Origin of the sequence: Candidatus Sarcina troglodytae (assembly GCF_015708635.1) — a bacterium.
GTDB classification, from domain to species: domain Bacteria; phylum Bacillota; class Clostridia; order Clostridiales; family Clostridiaceae; genus Sarcina; species Sarcina ventriculi.
In genome coordinates, this window is record NZ_CP051754.1 from 1,609,289 (window position 1) to 1,624,510 (window position 15,222).

Consider the following 15,222-nt stretch of genomic DNA (forward strand, 5'->3'; position numbering starts at 1 on the left):
ATTTTAATTTTTATTCTTTTGTAAATATTCCTTTTATATTGTCTATAATATTTCCTTTTTTCATATCTCTATCTGAATAAAGCTCAACAACTCCGATAAGTTCACCATCTAGGTAATACTCACAAAATCCAACATTTTCGCCTTCTTTAAATTTCGTTTTACTCTCATCTAAAACTATTTTACTCTCTATCTTATCTCCATCACCTTTAGGACAAGTTACAACAAGATTTTCTTTAGCTTTTGCTATTATAAATTTATCTCCTTTTTTATTCATAGGGATTTGCTTTATATCTGAATCTTTCTCACAAAGTTTCTTGCTTTCAAATTTAGAAAAGCCATAATTCATAAGCATACTTGCATCTCTATTTCTTATTTTATATGTAGGAGCACCCATTATAACTGATAATACTCTAACACCATCTTTCACAGCAGTAGCTGATATACAATATTTTGCTTCATTAGTAAATCCAGTTTTAAGCCCATCACATCCTTGGAAAAACCTTACTAACTTATTATGATTTACAAGTTCTATAGGTGTTTTTCTTCCTTCTGATATTGTTTCCATATATGTACTTGTATACTTTAAGATATCAGGATGTTTTAAAAGCTCTCTAGACATTATTGATATATCATATGCTGTTGATATATGTCCATCAACTGGAAGACCAGTACAGTTTTTAAATGTTGTATTTACCATTCCAAGTTCTTTCGCTCTATCATTCATCATATCAACAAAATTACTTTCACTACCGCCTAAATATTCTGCCATAGCAACTGCCGCATCATTACCTGACGCTATACCAATTCCTTTTATAAGGTCTTCTACAGTTCTTACCTCACCAGTATCCAAAAGCATACTACTTCCACCCATTTTTTTTGCATTTTCACTTACTGTAACCTTATCATCAAATTTTATCTTTCCTGAATCGATATGTTCCATGGTTAAAAGCATTGTCATTACTTTTGTCACAGAAGCTGGAGCAAATTTTTCATTAGAATTCTTTTCATATATTATTTTCCCAGTACTTACCTCCATTAATATAGCAGATCTTGCTTCCACTTCTATATTTTCGTTAGTATCTGCAAAAACATTAACTCCACCAGTTAAAAATATTATTAGTGCTAAAATAGCTGAAAATTTAATTATAATTTTTTTCATATATTTTACCTCCTTTTTAAATTATTTTTTCCTAAAGAATTATAATTTATTTAAAAAAAAGGCCTATATTAATTAGTAATAAAACATATTAATGTATATTTAAAACTATATTTACAAATAAAAACATAAAGGACTATCTTTATTAAAAGACAAAAAGCCTTTTAAATTAAGATAATCCTCAGAAATTAAGCCCTCGGATGAGCTTTTTTATAGATATTATTTATTTTTTCATTATTTATTATTTCATAGTACATATCTATATAAGTCATAACTTGATTACCCAAAAGTTCTTGTACAACTTTCGCGTTTGCTCCATTTTGAAGTAAATGCACAGCAAAAGAATGTCTAAATGTATTTAAATTTATATCCTTATCTATATTCGCAATGGATGAATATTCCTTTACTATTCTCCAAACCCCCTGTCTTGTTATAGGCTCCCCACTCATATTTAAAAATAACTTATCACTACCCTTAGAATTTTCTTCTCTAACCACAATATATCTTTTTATAGCTTCCCTAGCTTCTTTACCTATAGGAATAAGTCTTTCATACCCTCTATTATCCCTACATCTTACAAAAGATAAATCCAAATTGGCATCATCTAAATTTAATGAGATAAGCTCAGAAACTTTCATACCAGTTGCATACATAAGCTCCAATAATGCTTTATCTCTTATTCCTTTTTCTGTCCCCATATTAGTACTGCTCATTATTTTATTTACTTCTTCAATAGTTAAAACTAAGGGTTTCTTTTTTTCAATCTTCTCTTTTCTTATAGATATTTCTGGGACTCTCTTTATTACTTCTTCAGCTACTAAAAAATTATAAAAATTCCTAAGAGATATTACTGTTCTTTGTATTGAAGACGGTGATTTACCTTTTTCCTTTAAAACATCTATATAATTTAATAGTGGATATCCATCTTCGCTAACTTGAAATCCGTTATCTTCAACAAAATCTAAATACATAGAAACATCTGTTATATACGCACTTACAGTGTTTTTTCTCTTTCCTATTGATTCTAAATATGTCTCATATTTCTTTACTCGGTCCCTCATATTAACTCCTAACCAAAATGTTATTACATAATTATTTATATTACAAAAATTACTTAGTAATTACTAATTTTATTAAGTTTGGAGATATATATGTTTCTATAAATATTCCTATAATTAAAATCACACTCAATATACTTTGAACTTTCATGTAATTTTTATTTATTCTGCTATTTTTTAATCTTTCTTTTCCTATTCCTTCCTTAATTTTTATTATAGAATTTTTAACGGCTACTGTACTTAATATTATGATGCACGGTATAAATATTATCTGTTGAATCACAATTCCTAAAGCCAACAGAATTATTCCTTTCCCACCCAAAATACTAGCTAATAATGCAAATGTAAATCCTAATATATATCCTTTTACAAGATCTATAAAGAGTATTACAGGACATCCTATTAAAGTAAAACCTAATAAAACTATTATCAAAACTATAGGAGCAATATTGAAAATACTTCTAAGTAATACCTGTAAATAACTTATCTTGTTAGTCCCTAAAAAAGATAAAAACTCACTAAAATAAGTTCCAATTTCAACTTTATTAAAATCACTCATATAATAAACTGTACAAGAACCTAATACTATTCCTATAAGAAGAAATAATAATACCCATAAAAAAATTATTTTACTATCATCAATTACTTCATAAACCGAATTTATAAGTTTTTTCAAAAATTCCTCCTCCTTAATATTTATAACTCTAGTATAATTTATGCTTTACATAATAAATTTATGACCACATTTTATATAAAAATAAAAAACACTCATAGCTTATATTAAAACTATAAAGTGTTTTTCATTTAAAAATATATAATAATTTACAATCTCAAATAATATTCCCTCTTCATTTAAAAATAAAAAATAAATACTAGCTTACTTTATTCTTCAATCTTAATTTATCTGCAACCATAGCAATAAATTCTGAATTTGTTGGTTTTCCTTTGCTGTTTTGAATAGTATACCCAAAAAGCTTATTTATAGCTTCAACTTGACCTCTGCCCCACGCAACCTCTATTGCATGTCTTATTGCCCTTTCAACTCTACTTGCAGTAGTATTATATTTTTTAGCTATTGATGGATATAATTCTTTTGTTATAGCAGATAAAAGTTCCATATCATTAACGACCATGGTTATTGCTTCTCTTAAATACATATATCCTTTGATGTGAGCCGGTACACCTATTTCATGTATTATACTCGTTATCTCTGTTTCTAAATCCATAGGTTCCTTTTTAGATTCCACCCTAATTTCTGGAACTTCAACTAAAGATATAGTCTTATTTGTAGAAGTTTCTTCAGATATTGTATTATTAAACATTTGTCTTATTCTCTTTGTAAACACATCCATATCAAAAGGCTTAACTACATAATAATCTGCTCCAAGTGTTATGGCTCTTTGTGTTATTTTATCTTGCCCTACCGCTGATAACACTATTATTCTTGGAGTATTATCACCATTTTTAGCATGTAATCTCTCTAAAACTCCTAATCCATCTAAATGTGGCATTATTATATCCAAAACTACTAAATCTGGTTTTTTTTCCTCAATTAATTGAAGAGCTTCTAATCCATCTTTAGCTATTCCTGTAACTACTATATCCCTTTGATTTAAAAGATAATCATTTAATATGTTACAAAATTCTTTATTATCATCTGCTATTAATACTGATATTTTTGAATCCTTCATAAATTTCTCTCCTTATTTTACCATATATTTCCATTAATTATTTATTCGACAAAACAATTAAGATTCCTTCTTATTTTATAAATTTCATAAAAAATATTAAGAAATTTATAATCTCTTAATACTTATTATAACATAAAATTTTCTTATTCACACTTATTTTATTATATTAGCATCTTGTAACATCCATTCTATATATATACCATATCCAGTATCAGGTTTATTGACTAAAACATGCGTTATAGCACCTATAATTTTATTATTCTGTATAATAGGGCTTCCACTCATTCCTTGAACTATACCACCTGTTTTTTCTAAAAGATTTTGATCTGTTACTTTAATCACCATACTCTTAGATGATGAAGATGTTTGATTTATTATTTTTACTATTTCTATATCATAAAATTTAGGACCATTTTCATCAATTGTACTTATTATTTGAGCTTTTCCTAATTTCACTTCATCTTTATAACCAACCTTATACAAATTATTAGAATTAATTACACTATTATTATCTATAATATTCCCAAATATTCCACATTGAGTATTAGCTACAACATTTCCAAATGGGCTATCAGTATTTACAAAAACTCCTTTTAATTCTCCTGGAGTTCCTCGTTGCCCTTTTTTTACACTTATTATAGATGATTCTATAAGTTCTCCATTTTTCACACTTAATATTTTTTCTGTTTCATTATCTGTTATTGGATGACCTAATGCACCATATGTATTAGTATCTTTATGATAAAATGTTAAAGTTCCAACTCCTGCTGTAGAATCTCTGACCCATAATCCTAATTTATATATATTATTTTCTGATTTAAATAAGTTAACTACTTTTTTTATTTCAGTTCCATTTCTATTAATTAGAATTTCAATTTTATCCTTTTTAAGACTATTTATTTTTTTAGATAAATCCTTAGAATTCTCTATCTTTTGAGAGTCAACTTCTAAAAGAATATCTCCAAGCTGTATACCCGATTCTTTTCCTGGGCTCTCAACGTTTTTATTATTATCTGCTATATCAGAATATCCAACCACTAAAACACCATTTGTAGATATTTTAACCCCCACGGGTGTTCCTCCAGCATAAAGCTCTATTACATTATTAGATTCATTACTTTGAGAAATTTTAAGCCCAACTTCCTTATTGACATTACTATAAAATAAGTTAGAAATTTCTGTTTGTAATGTACAAAAGGATGATAAAACTAAAATTAAAGTAATAATAACTAAAGATACTATTTTTAATCTTTTTTTACTAAACTCATTTTTCATTTACACCCTCCCTTTCTGACATTAACTTTCCCCACTATTTTTTAACTTATTCTATAATAAGATTTCTACTAAAGGTAAATTTATTTAAAAAATATATAAATATATTTTAAATTCAACTTTTTGTAATTTAATTATTGAAAATAAAAAAAGAACTGCTACCAGTTCTATTTTGTATAGATTTAATATATATTATGTATTATTTTTCATAATAATATTCTTTTTTTTATTAGCAAGCTCTATAATTTCTCTAGCATTTGTTAAAGTATTTTCTGTAAGTTTTACCCCTCCTAACATTATTGCTATTTCTTCTATCTTTTTCTCTTCATTTATTTTTTCTATTTTAGTAAAAGTTTTTTCATTTTCTATATATTTTTTGACCATATAATGATTATCTGACATACTAGCAATTTGAGGTAAATGAGTTATGCAAAGCACTTGATGTTTATTTGATATTTCATACATCTTTTCAGCTACACATTGTGCTATCCTTCCACTAATTCCTGTGTCTATTTCATCAAAGATTATAGTTGGTGTATTATCTTTATCTATAAATACACTTTTTAACGACAACATTATTCTAGATAATTCACCACCAGAGACTATTTTCTCCATAGGTTTTATTGGTTCTCCTAAATTTGTAGAAATCATAAACTGAACTTTATCTTTTCCTTTTAAATTAAAGCTATCATCATATTCAATAGATATTTTAAATGTACACTTTCCAAGCCCCACATACTTAAATTCTTTTTCTATTTTTTCTTCTATTGCTTTACCTAAAATGACTCTTTTCTCATGTATGTTCTTAGAATATTTATCCAGTCTTTTTTCAATAACTATAAGCTTATTTTTTAGTTCTTTAATTATTTCCTCACTATTTATAATCTCCTGATACTGCTTATCCAAATTTTCTCTATATTTTAATATTTCTTCTATGGAAGAGCCATATTTTTTCTTCAAAAGACCTATTTTGTATATTCTACTATTTATCTCATCTAATTCATTTTCATCATAGTAAGACTCATCTAGTAAACTCTTTATATCCTTTGTTAAATCTTGAAGTTCATAATAAGTATTATTTACTCTCTCCTTTATTAATTTAGCCTTTTCTGAATGTTTTTCAATAGCACTTATTTCTCTAACTACAAAATCTAAACTGTCTAAAACAGAATATTCACCAGTTGAAGAATCCAAATAAGAGTAACTCCTAGCTAAAGAATTTCTTATTTTTTCATGATTAGATAAAATATTATATCTATCTATTAACCTTTCTTCTTCTCCTGCAATTAAGCTAGCATTATCTATTTCTTCTATTTGGTATTTTATATAATCAACTAACTTTTCATCACTTTCATTTTTATTAAGGCTTAATATTTTATCTTTTATATCTTTAAATTCTACAAAACTTTCTTTATATTTTATAAAATCATTTTCTAAATTTATTTTTCCAAAAGAATCTAAATATTCTATGTGCCTATCTTTATTTAAAAGATTTTGATTACTGTGTTGTCCATGTATATCTATAAGTTTTTCACTTATTTTTCTAAGATTAGATAATATAATGGCTTTTCCATTAACCCTTATAACACTCTTGCCATTTTTAAAACTTTCTCTAGATATTATTAAAATATCATCATATTCTATATCATAAAAATCTAAAATCTCTTTAAGACTCTTATTATCTTCAATAGAACATATTGCCTCAACAAAAGTTTTTTCTTCACCAGTTCTTATTAAATCTTTATTAAATTTACTTCCTAAAACATAATTAATAGCGTCTATTAAAATAGATTTTCCCGCTCCAGTTTCTCCTGCTAAAATAGTAAAACCTTCATCTAAATCTAAAGTAATTTCCTCTATTAAAGCAAAATTTTTAATAGATAACTGTAGAAGCATATTTTTCCCCCTATAACAAAACTTAATTATTTAACATTTTAGATATTCGCTCAACTAATTCTTGTGCTTTTTCCAAAGTTCTAACAAGAATAAATATGGTATTATCTCCTGCTATTGTTCCTGCTATTTCACCAAGTTCTAATCTATCTATAGCTTCTGCAGCTGCTGAAGCCGAACCTGATATTGTCTTTACAACTACTATCTTATCGATATTTTCAACACTAATAACAGTATTTATTAATATACTACTTAACTTTTCTAACATATCATTTTTGTTTTGATTAATTATTGAATATCTATACTTTCCATCTGACCCTTGAATTTTTATAAGCCTTAAAGTTTTTATATCTCTAGATACTGTAGCCTGAGTTACCTCAAATCCAGCGCTTTTTAATTCTTCTGCTAATTCCTCTTGAGTTTCTATAGCTTTTGAATTTATTATTTCTATTATTTTAGAATGCCTTTTGGACTTCATAAAATCTATTCTCCCTCTCTCTCTTTTGCTGTTCTAAATATCTTTTTTCTTAACATATTAAAATAATTATTTTTTTGAAAAACTATTACTTTAAAACTATCACTACACTTTTTTATATTTACAATATTATCCTTCACTAATTTAAATGACTTTTGCCCATCTATTGTTATAAATATTTCCTCATCATCAAAATAAGGAATTATAGATATATTACTACTTCCACTTATTATTATAGGTTTAGTGCTTGGCGTGTGGGCACATATAGGAACTATCGCTATTATTTCTAAATCTGGAGTTATTAATGGTCCTCCTGCTGATAATGAATATGCTGTAGATCCAACAGGAGTTGAAACTATTATTCCATCTCCTTTAAATGAAGTATAGAAATCATTATTTATATAAACTCTATATTCTGCTATTCTAGACAATGTTCCTCTTGCTAGCACCACATCATTTAAAAATCTAAACCCTTTTTCTTCTAAGCCATCTATAAAGCACTCTAACATCATTCTATTTTCTACTTTATATTCCTTATTCTTTATCGCTTTTAAAGCTATTTCTAATTCATTAATCTCTATACTAGATAAAAAACCTAAATTTCCTATATTTACACCTAAAATAGGTGCATCAATAAATTTAGAAAATCTTCTTGCAACTCCTAATAGAGTTCCATCTCCTCCTAAAACTATAAGCAAATCAATACTCTTATATTTTTGTTTTGCCTCATCTAAAAAATGGTCTATAATAGTAATATTTTTAGGATTTAATATTTTTTCTACTAAAGTTTCTACATGATTTAATATTATACCATTTTCATCCTTTATTCTATTTATAATTATTCCTATATTATTCATAATTTGTTATCCTATAGTAAATTATGCGATGCATTTACAACAGTATCTATTTTAGTTGCATCGAAGTTTATTTCCTTATTTGTTTTCTTTAAATATATAAGATATTCTATATTCCCTTCAGGGCCTTTTATAGGGGAGTAGTCTAATCCTAAAATATCTAATTTATTTTCTTTCGCAAAATTTACGACTTTTTCAATGACTTCTTTATGAGTAGATGCTTCACGAACTACACCTTTTTTACCCACCTTATCCTTTCCAGCTTCAAATTGAGGTTTTATAAGTGCCATTATCTCCCCATGTTCATCTAAAAGATTTATTGCAGGTGGTATAACTTTAGTTAATGATATAAATGACACATCTATTGACGCAAAATTACATAACTCTTTTGTATCATCTAATGTTACATATCTTATATTTGTTCTTTCCATGCACACAACTCTTGGATCAACTCTAAGCTTCCAAGCAAATTGACCATATCCAACATCTATGGAAAAAACCTTTTTAGCTCCATTTTGAAGCATACAATCAGTAAATCCTCCAGTTGATGCACCTATGTCCATACATATTTTATTATTTAAGTCTATAGAGAATGATTTTATTGCCTTTTCAAGCTTTAATCCCCCCCTACTAACATAAGGTATTTTTTCTCCTCTAAAATCTATATTAGCAGTTCTTGCTATCTTTTCTCCAGCTTTATCAACTCTTTGACCATCCACAAATACCTTGCCAGCCATTATATAAGTTTTAGCCCTCTCCCTTGACTCCACAATTCCAAGTTCCACTAATAATATATCTAATCTCTCTTTTTTATCTGACATATGTCCTCCTTATAACAAACTAACTATACTTTCCTTTATTCCATTTGAATCTAATTTGTTTAGCTTATATAAAATATCTACTTTTCCATGAGGAATAAATTTATCTTTATATCCAAGATTTATTACCTTACCCTTATAATTAAAATTATTAAGTTCTTGAGAAATAATAGAACCTAATCCTCCTATAATTGTATTATCTTCTATTGTTATGATACCTTCTTTATCCTCAGCTAATTTCTTTATAACATCTTTATCTACAGGTTTTATAAACGTTGCATTTATAAGTTCTATATCTAAATTAAATTCTTTTTTAATTTTTTCACAAGCAATTGCAGCATGTTGAACCATTTTCCCAGTTGCAATCACAGCTATTTTATTTCCATCTTTCACTTTTTCCCATTTACCATACTCTATAGTTTTTAATGGTTCTAAAATTACTTCTTTAATATCACCACCCCTTGGATATCTTATAGCAAGAGGTCTATTATACGTCAGTGACCACTTCATTATAAGAGGAAGTTCTTCCATACACTTAGGAGCTATAATAGTCATATTAGGTATAGTATTTAAAAAAGATATATCAAATATTCCTTGATGAGTTTCTCCATCCTCACCAACAATCCCAGCTCTATCTATGCATATTTTAACAGGTAAATTTTGTATGCAAACATCATGAATAACTTGATCATAAGATCTTTGTAAAAATGTTGAATACAAAGCAAAAAAAGGTTTTAATCCCTCAACAGCCATACCAGCTGCTAATGTCATTCCATGTTCTTCAGCTATTCCAACATCAAAAAACCTTTTAGGGAATTCTTTTGAAAACTCCTTTAATCCTGTTCCATCTGGCATAGCTGCTGTTATTGCAACGATTTCTCTATCTTTTTTTGCTAAAGAAATTAACGTTTCTCCAAATACCTTAGAATAAGTTCTACCAGATACAGCCTTAACTTCTCCATTATCATGATTAAAAGGACCTATTCCATGGTATTTATTAGGATTTTTTTCAGCATAAGCACATCCTTTACCCTTTTTAGTAACTACATGTATCATTATTGGTCCTTCTGCTGCTTTTGCCTTTGCTATTACTTTGCTTAACTCTTTTACATTATGTCCATCTATTGGACCTAAATATTTTATTCCTATATCCTCAAAAAGCATACTAGGAACAACTAATCTTTTTATACTGCCTTTTATTTTATTTATAGACGAAGCTATATTTTTTCCAACATCTGTTGTATTTAGTGTTGAGTTTATTTCAAATTTTATTTTATTATATTTAGGATTTAATCTTGCATTGCTAAGATATGCAGACATTCCACCAACATTTTTTGAAATAGACATTTGGTTATCATTTAGTATTATAATTATTTTACTTTTATTATATCCAATATCGTTTAATGCCTCTATAGCCATTCCACCAGTTAATGCTCCATCTCCAATAACTGCAACTACATTATAATCCTTATCTAAAATATCTCTTGCTCTTGCCATACCTGATGCTGCAGACAATGAAGTACTACTATGACCTGTATCAAAATAATCATATTTACTCTCTTCTCTTTTAGGAAATCCACTAAGACCATTGAATTGCCTCAATGTACTAAATTTATGTCTTCTTCCTGTTAGCATTTTATATACGTAGCTTTGATGCCCAACATCCCATATTATTCTATCCTCTTCAAAATTAAAATTTTTAAATAAGGCTAATGTTAATTCTACCACACCTAAATTTGATGCTAAATGTCCCCCTGATTTAGATACATTATCTATTAAGAATTCTCTAATCTCTTTAGCTAATTTTTCAATTTTATTGTTATTAAGCTTTTGTATCTTCTCAGGATTTGTTATCCCCTCTAAAATATTTCCCATTATATCAAATCCTTTTTAAATTAATATTTTCTTTTAACTAACAAATTAGTTAATTCACTTAATGCCTTTGTATCTCCATTTATGCTCTCTAAAAGACTTAAACATTCATTTGTAAGACTTTCACAGAGATTTATACATTTCTCTATTCCAAATAGAGATATGTAATTTGTCTTATCATTTTCTATATCACTTTTGGCATTTTTACCCAATACTTCAGTGCTACTTGTAACATCTAAAATATCATCTTTTATTTGAAATGCTAAACCAAGCTTATATCCATAGTCACTTAAAATTTTTATATCATCTTCATTAGCTCCTGCAAGTATTGCTCCAGATACCACTGCTGCCCTTATTAGCTCTCCAGTTTTTTTAGTATGCATATAATTTAATTCATCTATAGATATATCTTTATTTCCTTCATTTATTATATCTACTACTTGTCCACCAATCATACCATCCGCTCCAGATGCTTTTGATATAATACTGCACGCCCTCAAAGAATTCTCCCCATTTTTCAAACTAAAATCGAAAAATATATTCATTGCTTCATTTAAAAGAGCATCTCCTGCTAGGGTTGCAATAGCATCTCCATAAACCTTATGATTTGTAGGCTTTCCTCTTCTTAAATCATCATTATCCATACAAGGTAAATCATCATGGATTAAAGAATATGTATGAATCATTTCAATGCCTAATGCTACATTTAAAATCTTTTCATAGTCTTTTTTATATACGCTATAAGATAATAAGCAAAGTATTGCTCTTACTCTTTTCCCTCCAGTATTTAAACTATAAGACATAGCTTCATTTAAAATATTATTATATGTTTTCTCTTTTTTTAAGAAATAATTTTTTAGATTATTATCTACTAAATTTTTCAAACTATCTATAACCATTTAGTTCATCTCCAGCATCTTTTTCTATATCGTTACTAACTATTTTAATCTTTCCTTCAAGAGTATTCAACTTTTTATATAACTTATTTATAAGTTTAACTCCTTCTTCATACTTATTTATAGCCTCTTCTAGTGTTAAATTACCATTTTCTAAATCGTCAACTATAGTATTTAAATTATTAAGCATAAACTCATAACTATTTTCTATCTTAGCCATTTCTCTTCTCCTTATCTTTTATTTTTATATCTATGTTAATGTTTCCATCTTTCATAAATATAGTTATATTATCTTTTTTCTCTAACTCTTCGATTGAATTTAATATATCATTACCTTCATCTAAGATTATTGAATACCCACGACTTAATACGTTTAATGGATTTAACGTCATAAGGATATGATTTAATTTGCTAACTTTTTCTTTGTTTTCTTCAACCAAAGAATAAATTTTTGTATTCATTCTATGATTTAATTGTTCTAATATACTTTTTTCATTGCTTAACAACTTTTCTGGATTATTACTTTTTAAAATTTTATTTAAACTATCTAAAGCCTCTTTTTTATATTTTATATCATCTGTAATATTTTTGTATAAAATTTTTCTATAATGATCTAATTTTATATTGATTTCCTCAATGCCTGCTGAAACTATTTCTGCCGCTGCACTTGGAGTTGCTGCCCTTAAATCACTTGCATAATCTGATATGCTAAAATTCGTTTCATGACCGACAGCTGATATTATAGGAATTTTACTATTGAAAATTTCATAGGCAAGGTCTCTATCATTAAAAGCCCATAATTCCTCTATCGAGCCTCCACCTCTTCCTATTATTATTACATCTACAGAATTTCTTTTATTGAAATAATTTATTCCCTCTATTATTGTTTTAGGAGCATCAACACCTTGAACTAATGATGGATAAAGAACTATATCAATACCTTTACTTCTCCTTTTAATTATTGTTATTATATCACGTATTGCAGCCCCTGTAGGTGATGTTACAACTCCAACTCTTTTAGGATACTTAGGAATCTTTCTTTTAAAGAAAGTATCAAAAACTCTTTCTCTTTCTAATTCCTTCTTAAGAGCATTAAATTCTTCAAAAAGTTCACCTACCCCAATCTCCCTCATAGAAGAGCAATATAACTTTAGACTTCCATCTTGAATATATATAGAAATTCTTCCCTTCACCTCTACATCCATACCATCTTTAGGAATAAAATTTAAATTAACTGCATCACTTTTAAACATGATGCAGTTAATTTTGCTCTCCTTATCCTTTAAAGAAAAGTATATATGTCCTTTTGAATGAAGCTTAAAGTTAGAAATTTCTCCCTTTAAAAGTATATTGTTTAAAATAAAATTATTATCTATAGTTTTTTTTAAATATTCATTAACCTCTGTAACAGTAAGTGTTTTTAGTTTCATAGTTATTTCAATCCTTCACATAGATTTTTAAATAATAACACCGTAGTTAAAGCGCCTACTCCTCCTGGAACTTTACTTATCATAGATGCTTTAGAAACCACTTTGTCAAAATCTACATCTCCTGTTATTTGTCCATCTACATTAGATGTCCCAACATCTATAACAATTGCATCTTCTTTTACATAGCTATCATCTATAAATTTAGGTTTTCCTATAGCAACTACTAATATGTCAGCACATTTTGTTATTTCTTTTAAATTATTAGTTTTAGAATGACATACTGTAACTGTTGAATTTTCATTTAAAAACATTTGAATTAACGGTTTTCCTACTATATTACTTCTACCTATTATAACCACATGTTTTCCTAATAATTCTACATTTGATCTTTTAAGAAGCGTTATAACACTATACGGTGTACATGGAATAAATGATTTTTCTCCTTTATAAAATCTTCCTATGCTTACATCAGATAAACAATCTAAATCTTTTTTATAGCTTATTAAATTTGTTATTCTTTTTTCATCTATGTGCTTTGGAAGAGGTAGAAGAAGCATTATTCCATCTACATTATCATCATTATTTAGTTTTAAAACAATATCTTCTAAATTTTTTTCATCTGTAGTTTCATCTACTATTATTTTTTCAAAATCAATACCTAAATCTCTTGAACATTTCTCTTGATAATTTTGATAATAGATAGAGCCTCCGTCATTTCCAACTAATATTGATACTATTTTAGGAACTTTAGATTTTCCATTTTTTACATATTTCCTTATTTCATCCTTAATATTATTGGATATTTCTCTTCCATTTATTATATTTCCCAAAATAATCAATCCCCCTAATTAAAACTAAAGATTTTTATATGCCTTGTCTAATACCCCATTTATAAATGCTACTGATTTATCATCAGAGTATTTTTTACATAGTTCTATCGCCTCATTTATAGAAACTTTCTCTGGTATATCTTCCTTAAATAACATCTCATAAACCGCAACCTCAAGTATCGCTAAATTAACCTTAGATATTCTGTTTAATTTCCAATTTACTAATTGAGCAGATATTTTGCTGTCTATGTTTTCTTTATTTAATTTTATTCCTTCTAATGCTGATTTTATATAATCTAAATCTAAATTATCTTTTTTATCTTCATTATTTTCCATAAAACCATTAAAAGTTTCTTCAGGAGTATCCCCTGTAATCTCCATTTGATAAACTAATTGTAGTAAGTACTCTCTTGATTTTGCTCTGTTCATTATATATTTATCCTCCTAATTATTTTCCTTCGTTTATATTATTATCTTAATAAACTTTATTAATCATAGCATTATAACATTAACATAAAGAAACACCCTCTGTAAACAGAGGGTGATCATTATTTATCTAATATTTCATTTTTATCCTTTAAGATAACTATATTTTGTACATATATGTTCACCATTGATACTTTTAGTCCTGTTATAGCTTGCACCGTGTTTTTTACATTATCTTGAACCTTATATACCAAATCTGGTATTTTTATTCCATATTCAACTGATATAGCCATCTCTATTACAGCTTCTTCATTATCAACAGAAACCTTAACACCCTTGCCTAGCCCCTTCTTAGAGAATTTATTATTTGCAGAAACAAGGCAATGTCCAATTTCAACTACTCCTTTTATTTCCGAGGATGCTACTGCTGCTACAACACTTATAACTTCATCGGATATCTTAACTATACCTAAATTAACATCATCCTTATTAACTTCACTCATAAAGTTGAACCCTCCTATAACTTCCATTAAAACTCAATTATAGGTTCA

The 15,222-nt window shown here is 27.3% G+C and carries 16 protein-coding genes; all 16 read right to left on the bottom strand.

The features are described from left to right. Positions 1-10 precede the first annotated feature (10 nt). The gene (locus tag HH195_RS07255; protein ID WP_055257254.1) at positions 11-1,159 is read right to left on the bottom strand and encodes a D-alanyl-D-alanine carboxypeptidase family protein; all 1,149 of its coding nucleotides are present in this window, start codon (positions 1,157-1,159) and stop codon (positions 11-13) included. 185 nt (positions 1,160-1,344) lie between these two features. Continuing rightward, on the bottom strand, positions 1,345-2,217 hold the full coding sequence (locus tag HH195_RS07260; RefSeq protein WP_055257255.1) for a tyrosine-type recombinase/integrase: 873 nt from the start codon (positions 2,215-2,217) through the stop codon (positions 1,345-1,347). Positions 2,218-2,266: 49 nt separating this feature from the next. Next, on the bottom strand, positions 2,267-2,890 hold the full coding sequence (gene spoIIM, locus HH195_RS07265) for a stage II sporulation protein M (protein WP_196370481.1): 624 nt from the start codon (positions 2,888-2,890) through the stop codon (positions 2,267-2,269). A 196-nt stretch (positions 2,891-3,086) separates the two neighbouring features. Continuing rightward, positions 3,087-3,905 carry a sporulation transcription factor Spo0A gene (gene spo0A, locus HH195_RS07270; protein ID WP_058992036.1) on the bottom strand — a complete coding sequence of 273 codons (819 nt, stop codon included), beginning with the start codon at positions 3,903-3,905 and terminating at the stop codon, positions 3,087-3,089. A 153-nt stretch (positions 3,906-4,058) separates the two neighbouring features. Then, positions 4,059-5,180 carry a SpoIVB peptidase gene (spoIVB, locus tag HH195_RS07275; protein WP_196370483.1) on the bottom strand — a complete coding sequence of 374 codons (1,122 nt, stop codon included), beginning with the start codon at positions 5,178-5,180 and terminating at the stop codon, positions 4,059-4,061. A 189-nt stretch (positions 5,181-5,369) separates the two neighbouring features. Further along, positions 5,370-7,073, bottom strand: a complete 1,704-nt coding sequence (gene recN, locus HH195_RS07280) for a DNA repair protein RecN (RefSeq protein WP_196370485.1) — start codon at positions 7,071-7,073, stop codon at positions 5,370-5,372. Between the two features lie 22 nt (positions 7,074-7,095). Next, positions 7,096-7,548, bottom strand: a complete 453-nt coding sequence (locus HH195_RS07285) for an arginine repressor (RefSeq protein ID WP_055257260.1) — start codon at positions 7,546-7,548, stop codon at positions 7,096-7,098. Positions 7,549-7,553: 5 nt separating this feature from the next. Further along, positions 7,554-8,402 (bottom strand): NAD(+)/NADH kinase, encoded by an 849-nt coding sequence (locus HH195_RS07290; RefSeq protein ID WP_055257261.1) that lies wholly within the window; start codon positions 8,400-8,402, stop codon positions 7,554-7,556. 11 nt (positions 8,403-8,413) lie between these two features. After that, positions 8,414-9,220 carry a TlyA family RNA methyltransferase gene (locus tag HH195_RS07295; protein ID WP_196370487.1) on the bottom strand — a complete coding sequence of 269 codons (807 nt, stop codon included), beginning with the start codon at positions 9,218-9,220 and terminating at the stop codon, positions 8,414-8,416. 9 nt (positions 9,221-9,229) lie between these two features. Continuing rightward, positions 9,230-11,092, bottom strand: a complete 1,863-nt coding sequence (gene dxs / locus HH195_RS07300; RefSeq protein ID WP_196370489.1) for a 1-deoxy-D-xylulose-5-phosphate synthase — start codon at positions 11,090-11,092, stop codon at positions 9,230-9,232. A 20-nt stretch (positions 11,093-11,112) separates the two neighbouring features. Continuing rightward, a complete protein-coding gene (locus tag HH195_RS07305; RefSeq protein ID WP_196370491.1) occupies positions 11,113-11,988 on the bottom strand; it encodes a polyprenyl synthetase family protein in 876 nt (291 codons plus the stop codon). Then, on the bottom strand, positions 11,975-12,205 hold the full coding sequence (locus HH195_RS07310; RefSeq protein WP_055257265.1) for an exodeoxyribonuclease VII small subunit: 231 nt from the start codon (positions 12,203-12,205) through the stop codon (positions 11,975-11,977). Before HH195_RS07310 ends, HH195_RS07305 begins: the two co-directional genes overlap by 14 nt. After that, a complete protein-coding gene (xseA, locus tag HH195_RS07315; protein WP_196370493.1) occupies positions 12,198-13,415 on the bottom strand; it encodes an exodeoxyribonuclease VII large subunit in 1,218 nt (405 codons plus the stop codon). The genes HH195_RS07310 and xseA overlap by 8 nt, the downstream gene beginning before the upstream one ends. 2 nt (positions 13,416-13,417) lie before the next feature. Continuing rightward, positions 13,418-14,245 (bottom strand): tetrahydrofolate dehydrogenase/cyclohydrolase catalytic domain-containing protein, encoded by an 828-nt coding sequence (locus tag HH195_RS07320; RefSeq protein ID WP_196370495.1) that lies wholly within the window; start codon positions 14,243-14,245, stop codon positions 13,418-13,420. Positions 14,246-14,269: 24 nt separating this feature from the next. Further along, a complete protein-coding gene (gene nusB, locus HH195_RS07325) occupies positions 14,270-14,674 on the bottom strand; it encodes a transcription antitermination factor NusB (protein WP_055257268.1) in 405 nt (134 codons plus the stop codon). A 119-nt stretch (positions 14,675-14,793) separates the two neighbouring features. Then, positions 14,794-15,174, bottom strand: coding sequence for an Asp23/Gls24 family envelope stress response protein (locus HH195_RS07330; RefSeq protein ID WP_196370497.1), 381 nt, complete (start codon positions 15,172-15,174; stop codon positions 14,794-14,796). Positions 15,175-15,222 lie beyond the last annotated feature (48 nt).